This window comes from Halomonas sp. HMF6819, from assembly GCF_044335525.1.
Lineage (GTDB): Bacteria > Pseudomonadota > Gammaproteobacteria > Pseudomonadales > Halomonadaceae > Vreelandella.
The window spans coordinates 310,548-325,816 of sequence record NZ_JBIQVY010000002.1; the positions used below are offsets into that span (position 1 = coordinate 310,548).

General features: G+C 63.1%; 10 protein-coding genes. 4 read left to right on the top strand and 6 right to left on the bottom strand.

Going from position 1 to position 15,269, the window contains the following annotated elements; translation table 11 throughout:
• Positions 1–221: 221 nt before the first annotated feature.
• Positions 222–3,371, bottom strand: a complete 3,150-nt coding sequence (locus ACGLWX_RS07420) for an MFS transporter (RefSeq protein WP_396238620.1) — start codon at positions 3,369–3,371, stop codon at positions 222–224.
• A 262-nt stretch (positions 3,372–3,633) separates the two neighbouring features.
• Here ACGLWX_RS07420 and ACGLWX_RS07425 point away from each other — a divergent pair, with 262 nt between their 5' ends.
• Positions 3,634–4,491, top strand: coding sequence for a putative RNA methyltransferase (locus ACGLWX_RS07425; protein WP_396238622.1), 858 nt, complete (start codon positions 3,634–3,636; stop codon positions 4,489–4,491).
• A gap of 97 nt (positions 4,492–4,588) precedes the next feature.
• On the opposite strand, the gene ACGLWX_RS07430 is transcribed toward ACGLWX_RS07425, so the two are convergent.
• Both ACGLWX_RS07430 and ACGLWX_RS07435 read right to left on the bottom strand, forming a co-directional pair.
• Positions 4,589–4,795, bottom strand: a complete 207-nt coding sequence (locus tag ACGLWX_RS07430; protein WP_252106441.1) for a cold-shock protein — start codon at positions 4,793–4,795, stop codon at positions 4,589–4,591.
• 232 nt (positions 4,796–5,027) lie between these two features.
• The gene (locus ACGLWX_RS07435) at positions 5,028–6,239 is read right to left on the bottom strand and encodes an MFS transporter (RefSeq protein WP_396238624.1); all 1,212 of its coding nucleotides are present in this window, start codon (positions 6,237–6,239) and stop codon (positions 5,028–5,030) included.
• A gap of 100 nt (positions 6,240–6,339) precedes the next feature.
• On the opposite strand from ACGLWX_RS07435, the gene ACGLWX_RS07440 reads away from it, so the two are divergent.
• Together ACGLWX_RS07440 and ACGLWX_RS07445 are read left to right on the top strand one after the other, a co-directional pair.
• Positions 6,340–7,185, top strand: coding sequence for a helix-turn-helix transcriptional regulator (locus ACGLWX_RS07440; protein ID WP_396238626.1), 846 nt, complete (start codon positions 6,340–6,342; stop codon positions 7,183–7,185).
• An 80-nt stretch (positions 7,186–7,265) separates the two neighbouring features.
• Entirely contained in the window at positions 7,266–8,528 is a 1,263-nt protein-coding gene (locus ACGLWX_RS07445) for a dicarboxylate/amino acid:cation symporter (RefSeq protein WP_396238628.1), read from the top strand.
• A gap of 92 nt (positions 8,529–8,620) precedes the next feature.
• On the opposite strand, the gene ACGLWX_RS07450 is transcribed toward ACGLWX_RS07445, so the two are convergent.
• Positions 8,621–8,794, bottom strand: coding sequence for a YqaE/Pmp3 family membrane protein (locus tag ACGLWX_RS07450; protein ID WP_252106445.1), 174 nt, complete (start codon positions 8,792–8,794; stop codon positions 8,621–8,623).
• 230 nt (positions 8,795–9,024) lie between these two features.
• On the opposite strand from ACGLWX_RS07450, the gene ACGLWX_RS07455 reads away from it, so the two are divergent.
• Entirely contained in the window at positions 9,025–11,076 is a 2,052-nt protein-coding gene (locus ACGLWX_RS07455) for a TonB-dependent receptor family protein (RefSeq protein WP_396238630.1), read from the top strand.
• Between the two features lie 93 nt (positions 11,077–11,169).
• Here ACGLWX_RS07455 and ACGLWX_RS07460 read toward each other — a convergent pair whose 3' ends face one another.
• Positions 11,170–13,731 carry a glucose/quinate/shikimate family membrane-bound PQQ-dependent dehydrogenase gene (locus ACGLWX_RS07460; protein ID WP_396238632.1) on the bottom strand — a complete coding sequence of 854 codons (2,562 nt, stop codon included), beginning with the start codon at positions 13,729–13,731 and terminating at the stop codon, positions 11,170–11,172.
• Between the two features lie 269 nt (positions 13,732–14,000).
• Positions 14,001–15,005 (bottom strand): NADP-dependent oxidoreductase, encoded by a 1,005-nt coding sequence (locus ACGLWX_RS07465; protein ID WP_396238634.1) that lies wholly within the window; start codon positions 15,003–15,005, stop codon positions 14,001–14,003.
• Positions 15,006–15,269: the final 264 nt, after the last annotated feature.

The following is a 15,269-nucleotide window of genomic DNA, read 5'->3' on the forward strand; positions in this document are numbered from 1 at the left end:
TCACACCATTGGAAGTGTTTATAGCCCAAAGCGTGAAGTAACAGTCTATTTATAAAGAATTAATCGGCCATAAGAAAAACTGTGGGTGATAACAGCAGCAAAAAATAATAAACGTGTAATGGCTCGCTGAGGAACATGGTTTGCGGCCAGCAATGTAAGAGGAAAGAAAGGGTTCGAGAGCCATGTGCGGGCTCCCGAGCCAACCGTAAAATAAAATTTATTTAACGATCAAGTGAGGCGATATTCGTCAACGTCAAAAAGCCGTCTGCATCCAGGTAGCCGTCGTCGTCGGTGACAAGCCAGGTGTCGCCATCGATCTCCTTGAGCGCTTTGGCCGTGCGCGCCTCGTCGTTTAGGTAGCCCTGCATAACTTGGGGGCCGCTGATCAATATTCGGCCGACGGTGTCGGTAGGCTTTTCTTGAAAGCTATTAACGTCGACGATCTTGATGCTGGTGCCTGGCAGCGGCATGCCCACGCTTCCCACCCGCGCGCCGCGCTGCACCTGCAGGTAGTTCACGTCGAGCGCGTCCGGCAGGTTGACCGTGGCGACCGGGGCGGCTTCGGTAACGCCATAGCCTTCGAAAATCAGTTTGCGGAACTTGCGCTCGAAGGCGTCCCTGAGCTCATCATCCACCGGCTCGCCGCCCGCCACGACTACGCGAAGGCTATCGAGCATGAGCGGATGCACGTCGTCGCTTTGCGCCAGCCGCTTCAAAAACGCCGCGTCCGTGCACAGCACGCTGACCTGGTAGCGAGCGAGGGCCCGGGCGACGCCGACGCTGTCGTCGGGCTCTTCGTGGCACACCAGGGGGAGCCCTTCGATCAGCGGTAAAAGCTGGGTCGCGGTCAGCCCGTAGGCGTTGAAGGGCGCCAGAGTCGTCATGATGGCGTCGCCCTGCTCGGTGTTGAGCGCATCGGAGAGCTGCTTGACGTTGGCCATCAGGTTGCGATGGCTGAGCTTGACGCCCTTGAGGTGCTCGGGTGTGTCGCCGGTAAACACGATCGCCGCCGTGGCGCTGGGCCGCCGCGCCCGGCTATAAAGCCCCATCAGCACCGGCGCCGGCAGCCACCTGATCGCCAGCGCGGTTTTGATCCGCTCGCCTCGCCCGGGTGCCAGGTCCTCAATGTAAACCACCTGTCGGCCGGCAAGGCGGGCGGAGACGTCCACCCCGCGGCTTTCAAGGCGCGCGATGAACGCCCGTGAGGTGACGATCGTGGTGATACTGGCACGCGCGAGCACCGCCTTGAAAACGTCAGTGGCCTCGGCGTCGAGGTGCACCGGCGTCTTGTTGGCCGTGAGCGCGGCCATGGTGGTCAGCACGCCTTCGATACTTAAAGGCAGTAGCAGCCCCAGCGGCGCCTGGGGGCTGAGTGGGGCAAGCCGGCGGGCGAGCATGAAGCTTTCGCTCAGCGCCTGGCGGGCGCTGAGCGAGCGGCGAGCGGTATCGATCAGCGCCGGCTCTTTCGGGCGGCGTTTGACGCTTTTGATCCAGGCGTCGCCCAGCGTATCGAGGTCCTCCAAGGCGTGATGCCAGGAGCGGGTCGCCTGATCGAAAATGCGTCGCTTGAGCACGTCCGCCGGGGTGTTTTTGGCCAGCGCCTCGCCAAAGGCGACCACGATCGAGCGGTGAAGCGGCGCCTGGCGCAGGGTCTTGAGCCGCTCGGAGGAGCGCGAGAACTGGCTGCCCCACAGTCCGCGCAGATAAAACGGCACGATGACCACGTCCGGGTTGGCCTTTTCACAGGCGCGCTGGTAGCCGCGGCGAAACGCGCCGAGCTGGCCGGTGCGGCTGATCGCGCCTTCGGGAAACAGGCACACCACCTCGCCGGCGTTGAGCTGCGCCGCCACCGCCTCCAGCGCCTTTTCGGCGTTTTCGCCGCGCTCGATCGGAATGCAGCCCAGCGCTTTCAAAAAGCCGCGCAGGTACCAGCGCTCATACACGCTTTTGAGCATCACAAAGCGTACCGGCCGGGGGCAGGCGATTTGCACCATCGCCCAGTCGATCCAGCTGATGTGATTACCCAGCAGCAGCACCCCGCCATGGGAGGGCAGATTCTCCAGACCCTGAACCGAGACCCGGTAGTGGCGGGTGAGCAGAAAGCTCAGCACGAAGCGCACCAAACTCTGGGGGAGTTTCACCAGGGTATAGGCGCCGCCCAGCAGCGCCACAACGGCGATCAGGGCCAGCAGGTAGCGGCTATCGAGCCCGGCCAGCGCCATCAGCGCGGTGACGATCAAAAAACCGAGCATGGTCAGGTGCTGGAACGCGTTGCTCACCGCGAGCACGTGGCCCAGCTCGCGCTCCTCGGTGTGAAACTGAATCAGCGCGTTGAGCACCACGATGAAGAGCCCACCCATCGTACCCAGAAAAACGAAGTTGAGCGCCTGCACCCAGGGGGCGGTGATGAACGGCAAACACGTAAGCCCCAGCGCCATGCCGAGCGCGCCGATCGGAATCAGGCCGGTTTCGAGACGGTTTTTCGAAAAGCGGCTGGCGAGCATCGAGCCCAGCGCGATGCCCACACCGCTGGCGGCGAGAATGCCCTGCAGCGCCAGCGTGCTCTCGACGCCCAGCGCCCCCTTGGCGTAGGCGGGAAAAGTAGCCAGCAGCACCTGGCCGACAGACCAGAACGTGGCAAGCCCGATGATGCAAAGGCGCAGCACCGGCTGGCGCGCTACGCGTTGAAGGCTTTGGCGCGTCGAGCGAGCGCTCAGGGCGCGCTTGTACTGGCGCCGCGCAGCCGGCTGCGCCGGTTGATCCGGCGCCAGGCGGTAAAGCGCCACCACCTGCAGCAAACTGCCCGCTACCAGCAGCCAGCCAAGCGGGGCGGCGGCGGTTAGTATTTGGCTCGGCGTTGCGACGTTCGAGCCGATCATCTGTTCGAACAGTGCGGTAAACACAACGGTGGCGCCCAGAATCGCCGCGATGGTGATGGCCTGCACCAGGCCGTTGGCTTCGGCCAGGCGCTGCTTGCCGAACAGGCCCTTGATCAGCGCGTACTTCGCCGCCGAGTAGAACGTCGACTGAACCGCCAGCAATAGCGTCAGCGTAAGCGCCAGCCAGAAAAGCCCGGTGTAGTAAGCCGCGGTGATCGCAAGCGAAACGCCAAGCGCCAGCCAGCCAAACGCGCGCAGCACCCGCACGCGGGCGAAGGCGCTGGCGGCGAAACCTGCCGGCATGAAAAGTACGATGAACGGCAGCAGAATCAGCGCATTCAAAAGCGCCGTTAGCACGATCTGGGCGCTGCCCTCGACGCTTTTGAACAGCGTGTTCTGAATCACGACCTTGTGGCCCAGATCGATGAAGGCGTTGAGAAAGATCGCGATCAGGTAGGGCCAAACGCCCTGGACGCTTAACACGTGCCGCATGAAGAGTCAGCCTCGTCGTTTTAAAGTGCCTAGACTTTCTTGTAAGCGCGCCTCGGGTGCAAGCTTTTCGATCGATGGCGCGCTTTTAGTACTCGATATGATGTGAGCGCCGTTCATGGCGGCGCCGCTTTTTGGCCGGCTTTTTGGTACGCTACGCCTTTTGCTTTTTAGCCTGGTTGGTAAAGCCGGTAGGCGACAGGGCCGCGTTTTCGAACTCGGCGCCGTGCCGGGCTCACTCTCCATTCGATGAAGACCCGCTTTTATGTCGACGACTCCGTTTCAATCGCTTGCGTGCCCGCTCGACGGTCAGCCGCTCTCTCTTGCCAGCGGCGCCTGGCGCTGCGCGGCGGGACACAGTTTCGATATCGCCAAACAGGGCCACGTGAACCTTTTGCCGGTGCAGCAAAAGCGCTCCGTCGACCCCGGCGACAGCAAGGCCATGGTGGCCGCGCGCCAGCGCTTTCTGGGGGCTGGCCACTATCAGGTCATCGCCGATGCGGTCAGCGCCGCTGCGCTTGAGGGGACATCAGAAAACGAGCCGTTGACGTGTCTGGATGCCGGCTGCGGGGAAGGCTACTACCTGCGCCGTCTGGCACAGGCGTCTGACGTAGCGCTTTCGCTGATGGGGCTGGATATTTCGAAGTGGGCGGTGCTCGCCGCCGCCAGGCAAAGCCGCCCGCCGTCGCCGGCGCTGGACATTTGCTGGGCGGTCGGCAGCAACGCCAGCCTGCCGGTGCAGAGCCAAACCCTCGACCGGGTGCTATGCATGTTTGGTTTTCCCGTGGCGAGCGAGTTCGAACGTGTGCTGAAGCCCGGCGGCGTCTGGCTACAGGTCGAGGCCGGACCGGAGCATCTGCGCGAGCTGCGCGAAATCATCTACCCCGAGCTTAAGGCGCCACGCGCTAATGACGCCCCGACGCCCGCCGGCTTCGAGCACGCGAGCACCCGTCGCATCAGCGACCGCTTGACGCTGGAAAGTGCCGAGGAGATTGCCGATCTACTAGCCATGACCCCGCATCTTTACCGGGCCAGCAGTGAAGGGCGGGAGAGGGCGCAGGCGCTCGAGACGCTGACGCTGACGATCGACGTGGTAATCAAACGATGGGTCAAGGCGGGGTAACGGGCGCTAGCGGGTAGTACCCAAACGCAACAAGGCCCGCATAAGCGGGCCTTGTTATGCGGGCTAAAAGCCCGCTCAAACAGTTTAATCTAAAAGATTAAGAAGTCTGCTTGATGTTAGAAGCCTGAAGGCCTTTCTTACCCTGGGTCACGTCGAAAGATACAGTTGCACCTTCCTGCAGGGTTTTGAAGCCGTCAGCTTGAATTTCGGAGAAATGAGCAAAAAGGTCGTCGCCGCCGTCAGAAGGAGCGATGAAACCGAAACCTTTAGTGTCGTTGAACCATTTAACTGTGCCAGTTGCCATGTCTAAATCCTTTCGCGCAAAGTGCGCTGTTATAACGTTCCTGGTATTACCCAGATGAAGTGGCGGGTGAAACAAGGAATACAATATCAGGCTGCCGAAAAGATCGTACGCTTCTGAAACCATGCTGCTTGCTAACCACTGGCCACACATTGTCACGATTGAGCCGATGCGTCAAAGCCTTTTTGCAATTATTTTCATACCTGGGCGGCAATTTTCCAAGCGGCTGCCGATCTCAGCGCCGGTGCGCCCTGGCAACGAGCAGGAGCTGCAAAAAAGCGCCCAGCGCGGCAGCACCGGCCGCCGCCAGCGCCAGATGCCAGGGCGATAACCCACCGGCGAGGATCAGTCCGCCGGCCCCCGCTCCCAGGGCGCTGCCGAGATACAGCGCGGATTCGTTCAGCGCCACTGCCAAATGCGCATCGCCGAAAGGGGCACGAACCTGCATTAGTCGGTTATTTTGCGGTACCTGAAGCGCCCAGCCCACCGCGCCCCACAGGGCAATGGGTAAAAGCGCCATCAGTGGATGCTGAATCGCGGCCAGGGGCAGAGCGATCAGCGCCGCCGTCAGCACTAGCATGATGACCAGGGTGACGCGCGCCTCCAGGTAGCGGTCGACGAAGGGCCCGATCAGAAAGCTGCCCGCGATGCCGCCCACGCCCCATACCCAAAGATAGAGCGCGATAGACGAGACGCCGCCGAAGGCGGGCACGGCCATGAACGGTGCGATAAAGGTATACATTCCAAGACTTGCGATCGCCGCCAGCAGCGACACGCTCAGAATGCCAAGCGTTGCCGGATGCTTCAAAATGGTGAGCTTTTGCCGCAAGGGCGTTGGCGCGGGGGCGGGCAGCCAGGGCAGCTTGATTAAAAGCCCGATGGTGGCGATCGCTCCCAGCGTGGCCACGAGCCAAAAGGCCGCCGCCCAGCCGAGTCGCTCGGCCAGCGCCAGGCTCAGGGGTACCCCCAGCACCGTGCCGCTGGCCATACCGCCCATGATCATCGCCAGCGCCTGGCCGCGGCGCTCCTCGCGGGAAAGGGCTCCGGCCGCTGCAATACCCAGTGCCAGGTACACGCCCGCCGCGACCCCTGCGGCGCTACGCCAGATCAGCAGCGCGATGAAGCTGGTACTCACCGCGCAGAGCGCGTTGGCCAGCACGAACACCACCAGCGCAGCGATCAACCCCTCGCGCTGAAAGCGGCCGGGCAGCAGCGCCACGACCACCGGCGAGCCCACGGCGTATGCCAGCGTGAAGGCCGTGACCAGCTGGGCCGCCGCCGCCTCGGGAATGAAGAGCTCTTGAGTGATTAGCGGTATCAGCCCTGCGGTGACGTAGGACGCCACCCCCAAGGCAAAGGCGCCTAACGCGATCAGCGTCACGCTGAGTCGCGTCGAGAAACGGGTAGCGTCCGAAGACGAAAAGGACGATCGAGAAAAGAGAGGCATGGTCGCTCCGGTCGGGCGTGAAAAAATGAACGCCGCCATTTTGAAGCGCGCTTTAGAGGGGTACAATTTAACCCTTTATGCTATTACAAAAGGTATCCGTGTGGCCCAACCACGAACGCTTGCGCGCACCCGCCCCGAGCTTGGCGCGTTTTTGAAAAGCCGCCGCGAGCGTATCGCTCCTGAGTCGGTAGGGCTTCCCAGCGGCGCGCGCCGGCGCACTCCCGGGCTTCGCCGTGAAGAGGTGGCCGCACTTGCTGGCGTCGGCGTGACCTGGTACACGTGGCTCGAGCAAGGCCGCGATATTCGCGCCTCGAGTGACTTTCTCGAGCGCTTGGCGCGTATCTTCAAGCTCGATGCGATCGAGCGGCGTCATCTGTTTTTGCTGGCCCACCAGCGGCTTCCCTCGGAGCCCGGCAAGACCTGGTGCGAGGTGCCGCCGCTGGTGAATCGGCTAATGGCGGATCTGCCGACCCGCCCAAGCTACGTGCTCAACCTGCGCTGGGACGTGCTGGCGTTCAACCCGGCCGCCGACGCGCTGTTTGGCTTCTCCCGCCACGCGGTGCAGGCGCGCAACCTGTTGTGGCTGCTGTTCACCGACCCGGCCATCCGAGCGCTGTTCGACCCCTGGCAGCCCCAGGCGCGGCAGATGCTTGGAAGCTTCAAGCGCGACGCCGCCCGCGCCCCGGCGGACCCGGCGCTGAACGCCCTGGTCGAGACGCTCAGCCAGGTCGACGAGGCGTTTCGCGACTGGTGGCCGGACCAGGAAATTCATGGGCCGTGCTTGGGGGTACGCACGCTTAACGTGGCGCCCATTGGCGCGGTGGAGGTCGAGCATATTTCATTGACCATCGACGAGGAGCGCCACCTGCGACTGGTCTACTACGCGGCGCGGGATGACGCGCTGGAGACACTGCTAAGCGAGCACGTGGCGCCTGACAAGGGGTAAAGCGTGGCGGGGCGGCTATACTCTCGCCCAGCCGGCGCTTTATGAGGCGGTATTCATTTGAGTAAGTTGGGGCAAGAATCATGAAAACGTTACTGCAGGGCTACCTACGCACCTCGCTGATTCTGCGCGTCAGCATTGCGCTGGTGCTGGGCGTACTCACCGGGCTGTTCGGCGGCGAAACGCTGATCGCGTGGCTTGCGCCGCTTGGCGATTTGCTGCTGCGTCTGTTGACCTTTTTGATCGTACCGATCGTGCTGTTCACGCTGATGGTAGGCATCAACCAGTCTCAGGAGGGCAGCGTTGGGCGCATCGGCGGCAAGGTGCTGCTCTATTATCTCGCCTCGTCGGCGCTGGCGATCGTCGTGGGGTTGGCGGTGGCCTCGCTGTTCGACCCGGGTAGCAACACCACGCCTCAGGAGAACATGAGTTTCTCGGTGCCGGAGAACCCGGGCGTGGTCGAGGCGCTTTTGAACATCGTGCCAAGCAACCTGTTTGGTGCCTTCGTCGAGCTGAACATGCTGGGTATCATCTTCACCGCGCTGGTGTTCGGCATCGCGCTTTTGAAGATGCGCCAAACCTCGCACCAGCGCGCACTGGGCGAGCGCCTATACGAAGTGCTGCAGGCGTTGAACGAGGTGACGCTCAAGGTAATGGCCGGAGTGCTGCACGTCGTGCCGATCGGCGTGTTCGCCATCGTTGCCGGTACCGTGAGCCAGCAAGGGCTTGGCACGCTGTTGGCGCTGGGCGATATGGTACTGGTGCTTTACGTGGCGCTGGCCGCGCAGCTGGCGCTTTACTGCGTGGCGCTGCGCTTTTTTGGCGTGCGCCTTCGCACCTTCTTTCGCGAGGCGCGAACGCCGCTGGCCACGGCGTTTGCCACGCAAAGTAGCGCCGGGACGCTACCACTCACTGTTAACGCGGCGCACCGGCTGGGCATTTCAAAAAGCATCTACGGTTTTAGTCTGCCGCTGGGCGCGACCATGAACATGGATGGCGCCGCCATTCGCATCGCGATCTCGGCGGTGTTTGCCGCCAACGTCATCGGCGCGCCGCTGGATTTCGCCAGCATGGTGCAGATCGTGCTGATCGGCACGCTGGTATCCGTCGGTACGGCCGGCGTGCCTGGCGCCGGGATCATCATGATTTCCACCGTTTTCACCCAAGTGGGGCTACCTATCGAAGTGGTGGGGCTTTTGACCGCGATCGACGCGCTAGTGGGCATGGGGGCAACCGCGCTCAACGTGACCGGAGACCTGACCGGCACGGCGCTGGTGGCGCGCAGCGAAGGCGAGGCGCTCGATGGGGCGGGTGAAGCCCGTGACGAGACGCCTAAAGCCTCATAATCAAAGCTTGGGAGCCTGAACGAAAATCCGGACAAAAAACGGGGCGCTCAAGGCGCCCCGTTTTTTTCGATCTTGTCACCGGCGGGTGAGGGTCAGTACTTCAGGATCACATACAGCGCGTGAATGATGCCGGGAATGAAGCCAAACACCGTCAGAAGAATGTTGAGCCAGAAATGGCCTTTCAAGCCGACTTCCATGAAGACGCCCAGCGGGGGCAGCAAAATGGCGAAAAGTATCTTGATCGGGTCGGTGGCGGTCAGGGCCATAAAGCCTCCAATGCTTATTCAATAAACGAGCAACGGCCTGTCGCTCGGCTTAGCCAAAAGTGTAGTTGCCCTTGGGGCAGTGTGCGAATGTTAAACGTTTATAGCGGCGGCTATTTAAGTTTGCCCCGGCGGCTCGCCATCTCTAGCCTGACCCCGTATCCTGCGCTTCTTTCACGATTGCCGGGCCTTGCGCCCAGGCGTTACTGCGCTCATTACCCCATCGAGGCCCCATGAAAATATTGCTGCCGCCCACCTTTTTTCTGGCAAGCGCCATGGGCGTTCAGCCCGTGCTGGCCCAGACGTCTCCCGACGAGCAAGCGGTCACCCTTGCGCCGGTCCAGGTAAGCGCGCCAAGGCTTGCCCGCGAGCTCTACGCTACCCCGGCGGCGATATCGACGCTTGAAGAGGACGAGATTCACCGCGGCCAGCAGCGCGTGCGGCTGGACGAGTCGCTCGTTCGCGTGCCCGGAGTGTTCGTGCAAAACCGCGATAACTTCGCCCAAGGCCAACGCATCGCCATTCGCGGCTTCGGCGCCCGCGCCCCGTTTGGCGTGCGCGGTATCACCGTGCGTGTCGACGGCATTCCCTACACGCTGCCCGACGGCCAGGCGGCGCTTGACGCCATCGACCTGGACAGCGCCGAGCGTATCGAGGTGATTCGCGGGCCCTCCTCGGTGCTGTACGGCAACGCCGCCGGCGGGGTGATCGAAATCACCACCGCCGACGGACGTAGCGATCCAGGATCCAGCGTGCGTGTCGAGGTGGGCAGCGACGGCTATCAAAAGCTCGCGCTTCAAAACGGCGGCCAGAGCGGCGACTGGTCCCACCACGTGAGCCTCTCTGGCTTGAACGTGGACGGCTACCGCGATCAGAGCTCCACCGAGAAGTACCTGCTCAACGCCAAGCTTCGCCGGGAGCTGGGAAGCGAGCGGGCGCTGACCGCGATCGTCAACCTGCTTGAAAACCCGCGATCAGAAGACCCGGGCGCACTCAACGCCCGCGAAGTCGCTCGGGGCCGCGACCTGGCCGCGCCCAATTCGGTCGCGCTGGACGCGCACCAGAACGTCGACCAGCAGCTGGTTGGCTTGCAGTACGAGGATTTGAGCGCGGGCCCCGGCGAACTCTACGTGAAAGGCTTCTACGCCCGGCGCGATTTCGAGCAGCAGCTGCCCTACGTCGGCGATAGCCGGCTGGGCTATGAGCGCGACTACCTGGGCGGCAGCGCCGAGTATCACCACGCCATCGAGCTGGGGGCGCTGCCGCTGGATTACGTCGTCGGGGTCGATATCGCCCGCCAGGAGGACGACCGCTTTCGCAATGACGTCAGCGGCGCCGGGGCGGTGGGCGAGCAGGTCGCCCGTGAAAAGCAGACCGCCACCGCCACCGGCGCGTTCGCCCAGGGCGATCTTGGCCTGACGGATCGGCTCACGCTGTCGCTGGGCGCACGCTTCGATCGTGTCGAGCTCGAGGTCGATGACCATTACCTCGAGGACGGCGATCAAAGCGGTGATCAGACCTTCAACGAGTGGAGCGGCTCGGCCGGGCTTAGCTATCGCTACCGCCCGCAGCATCAGGTCTATCTCAATACCGGCACGGCCTTTGAGACGCCCACGTTTGCCGAGTTCGCCAACCCGGCCGGTGGCGGCTTCAACCCCAGTGTGGAGCCGCAAAAATCCTGGAATCGCGAGGTGGGGCTTCGCGGCTACGTCGCCCCGCTTGCGCTCGACTACGATCTCGCGCTCTTTTCAGTGCGCGTGCGTGACGAGCTGGTGCCGTTCGATGAGGGTGGGCGCACGTTCTACCAGAACGCCGGTAACACCGACCGCGACGGCATGGAGCTCGCGCTTGGCTGGCAGTTTTTGGATCAGTGGCGACTCGATAGCGCCCTGACCCTGGCGCGCTACACCTTTGATGAGTTCGCCACGCCCACGGCGAACTTCGACGGCAACCGCATTCCGGGCCTGCCGGAGCAGACCTGGATCAGCCAGCTCACCTGGGAGGGTGTGAATGAGCGCTTCGCTACGCTCGAAACCGAGTACATCGGCGATCTGCTGGCGGATAACGCGGGTGACGTGGAGGCGGACAGCTACTGGCTTATGAACCTGCGCGTCGGCGACGGCTGGCAGCTCGATGAGCGATCAAGGCTCAACGCCTATGTCGGCCTGCGCAACGTCTTCGACCGGGAGCACTATTCCAACGTGCGCTTGAACGGCACTTTTGGGCGCTATTATGAACCGGCCCCGGGGCGCAGCGTTTACGCCGGAGTGGAGCTTTCGTTCTAAACTGCCAGGAGTGCGTTACAAACAAAACGGGCAGCCCAAGGGCTGCCCGTTTTGCGTTGAAGGCCAGGCGTGACGCCCGGCCAAAGGAGGCGATTACTCTGGCAGCGCGTAGCCGATCACGTAGTCGCCCATTTTGGTGCCGAAGGTGCCGTGACCGCCGGCGCTGACCACCACATACTGGCGGCCGTCGGCGCCGGTGTAGGTCATCGGCGTTGCCTGACCGCCGGCGGGCAGGCGCGCCTTGAAGACCTCTTCACCAGTTTCATGGTTGTAGCCGCGCAGGTACTGATCCAGCGTGCCGCTCATGAAGGTCACGCCGCCCGCCGTAGTGAGCGGGCCACCCAGCGCCGGGACGCCGACCGGCAGGCCAATCGGCAGGCCCAGCGGCATGCTGTCGCGGGTGGTGCCGTTGGGGTGCTTCCACACCACTTCGGCGTTTTGCAGGTCGATCCCCGCCACGTCGCCCCAGGAGGGCGCCTGACAAGGCAGGTTGAAGATCGACAGCAGCGGGCCGAGCTCGACGGCGTAAGGCGCGCCGGCGTTGGCTTGCAGCCCCTGTTCGCTGGCCGAGCCCTGTTCGCCTTCGACTTCCTCACGCGGCACCAGGGTAGAAACGAACGCCAGGTACTTGGCGCCGGTGAACAGCGTCTGACGCTCGGGGTCGACCGCCACGCCGCCCCAGTTCATAACGCCGACGTTACCCGGGTAGATGATGCTGCCCTCGAGCGACGGCGGCGTGTACTGGCCTTCGTAGCGCAGCGAGTTGAACTGGATGCGGCACATCATCTGATCAAACGGCGAGGCACCCCACATGTCGCGCTCGGTGAGCGGCGCGGGCAGCAGGTTCAATGCCGAGCGAGGCTGAGTTTCAGCGGTCCAGTCCCCCTCGACCGCGCCTTGGGGGGCGGGCACTTCTTCGATCGGCACGATCGCCTCGCCGGTTTCCCGGTTGAGCACGTAGAGGCTGCCCTGCTTGGTGGGTTGGATAACCGCCGGCTGGACGCCGTCAGCGGTGTCTAGGTCAATCAGCACCGGCTGGGCGGGCGTGTCCATATCCCACAGATCGTGGTGAACGAACTGGTAGACCCAGGCGACCTGGCCGGTTTCGAGCTCCAGCGCTACGAGCCCCGCACTATAGGTTTCGTCGTTTTCGCTGCGGTTACCGCCGAACTGATCCGGCGTGGCGTTACCCATGGGCAGGTAGACGAGCCCCAGCGTTTCGTCGACGCTGATCGGCGCCCAGACGTTGGGCGAATTGCGGGTATAGGTCTCATCGTCGGCGATGGGGGCGGTGTCGTCCGGGTTGCCGCTGTCCCAGTTCCATACGAGTTCGCCGGTGCGCACGTCGAACGCGCGAATCACCCCAGAAGGCTCATCGACAGAGCTGTTGTCGGTCACGTGGCCGCCCAGAATCACCAGGTTTTCGGTCACGGTGGCGGGGGAGGTGGAGTAGTAGCCGCCCGGATCGAAGCTGCCGATGTTTTGCGTCAGATCCACTTCGCCGTTTTCGCCAAAGCCTTCGCAGGGCTCGCCGGTATCGGCGTTAAGCGCGATCAGGCGGGCATCGGCGGTGGGTAGATAGAGCCGGCGGGGGCACATCACGTCGGTTTGGCTCAGCATCGGCGCGGCAGTGTCTTCGGTGGCCGCCGGGGCGCTCAGCCGCTCGAGTATCGCCACGTCGATGGCGAAAGCGTCGCGCTCGGCGAACAGCAGCGAAGGCGTGGCATTCTCGCCGCCGGCTACATCGCTGGTCGTCGCGTTATCCGACTCGATGTTGACGTCGTTATCGGCAGCGTTATCCGCATCGTTATCGGAATAGTTGGCCGCGTCAAAGTAGGCGAGCCCGCGGCAGGTCATGTGCGCCCAGCCGGAGAAGTCGTCGGCGCCTTGGGTGCTGATCTCGGGGTCGAACTCCCAGATCGTCTCGCCGGTTTCCGGCGACAGGGCCATGGCGCGGCTGTGCGAGGTGCAGATATAAAGCTGGTCGTTGACCTTCAGCGGCGTGTTCTGATTGGTGATTTCCGGCGGCGCGTTGGGGCCGGGCTCATCGCCGGTCTGGATGCGCCAGGCTTCCTCGAGCTCACCGATATTGTCGAGTGTGATCTGATCGAGCGACGAGTAGTGGGTGCCGGCGTTGGTGCCGCCGTAAGCCGCCCAGTCGTCACCCGCGACCTGAGCGGGGTTGGCCTCGGCGTTGGCGCGGTTATCGACAAGCGAGCCTTCGACTACGCCCGGGGCGGTGAACTGGCTGGCAATCGCAACCGCGATAGAGGCGATGACGCCAAGCCCTAGTGCCAGGCTCCCGCCGCGTGAATCCAAGGGCTTGCGCCACCAGGGCAGCAGCATGACGATGGCGATCAGACACGGGATGGCCACCCGCGGCACCAGCGGCCACCAGTCCAGCCCCACTTCCCACAGCGCCCAAACGAGGGTTCCCAGCAGCGTGGCGGCGTACAGCCAAAGTGCCGCGCCCTTGCGCAGCGCGAGCAGGATGCCCGTGGCTAGCACGGCGATACCGGCGATCAGGTAGTAGGCGCTGCCGCCCAAACTCAATAGTTTGCCGCCGCCCACGGCTAGCGCCAGACCCGCAAGGCCGAGCACGACCCCGAGAATCACGGCCGGCCAGGCGCTGCGGGCGCGTTTGTGTTCGTTCATACAATATCCCTGTTACCACGCATGATGGGCAAGCGACCCGTGAGGATTCTCGCCCGCTTGATGCGCTAACCCATCGGCCGGGGGAGTCGATAAGACGCCTCATTCAGCGGCTCGAAAGGGCAATGGGTTAGCGCACGCTCTGTGGTGGACATTTTAATCGTCAATAGGATATTGGTCGAACGGGTTTGGCGATTTTCATGAAAAAAGGCCGCCGCGAATACGCGGCGGCCTGCTGGGTGTTGAAGAGGCGTTGTCGGCTCGGGTGGTGCTTAGCCTTCGAGCTTGACCAGCATTTTGCCGGTATTGGCGCCTTCGAACAGTGCGAGGAAGGCATCCGGCGTGCGCTCGAGGCCCTCTTCCACGGTCTCCTTGTAGTCGAACTTGCCCTCGGCGACCTGGGGCGCCACTTCGTTGAGGAAATAGCCGTAGTTCGACCAATGGTCGGCGACGATGAAACCCTGCATTTTCGCCTTGCGCACCACCAGTTGCGAAAGGTTGCTCGGCCCCGGGGCGGGCTTCTCGGCGTTGTAGCTGTCGATCATGCCACACACCGCGATTCGCGCGCCTTCGTTGAGCTGGGAAAGCGCCGCCTCCAGGCAGATGCCGCCAACGTTCTCGAAGTAGACGTCGATGCCTTCCGGGCTTGCCAGGCGAATGGCGTCGCTCAGCTCGCCGGCAGTGCGCTCTTTATAGGTGACCGGCTCCACGCCCACCGATTCGAGCCAAGCGAGCTTGTGGGCCGCGCCCGCGATGCCCACCACGTGGCAGCCCTTGGCCTTGGCCAACTGCGCGACCAGCGAGCCGACCGCGCCGCTGGCCGCGCTTACCAGCACGTTGTCGCCGGGCTTGCACTCGGCAATGCGGTTAAGCCCGGTCCAAGCGGTCATCCCTGGCATGCCAAGAATCCCCAAATACGCCTGCTCCGGAACGTCGTGGTCCGGCAGCTTGAAGACGCCTTCGGCAGAGCCCTGAGCGATATCGCGCCAGCCGCCCATGTGACTGACCCGGTCGCCGACTTTAAGCTTCTCGTCGTTGGATTCGATCACCTCACCGATCGCGCCGCCGTCCATCGGCTTGCCGAGCTCGAAGGGGGGGACGTAGGTATGCACGCCGCTCATCCGTCCGCGCATGTAAGGGTCGACAGAGAGCCAGCGGTTGCGAACGCGCACCTCGCCTGGGCCAAGCTCGGGAAGCTCCTGGGTTTCGAGTTTAAAAATCTCGCGGCGGGGTAGCCCTTCCGGGTAATCGGTTAGCGTAAAGTAGCGTGACTGCATCAAAGCCTCCTGCGTAGATGAATCGTCTCGCGGCGCCGCAAAGCGGCCGTGTCCCGTTAAAGACTATAGGTCCTCTGACAAGTTCGCCAATCGCTAATAAATAAAACCTGGTGAGATTAAAACGATAAAAGCGGCCCGTGGGTGGGGCCGCTTTTTTATCATCGAGCAAGGCGGGATCAACAGAGGGTAGAACGTAGCTCAAGGGGTATCGTACATCGGGGAGTACGCTAGCCGTTAAGTCCACAATGCTTGGGCGTGGTTAGC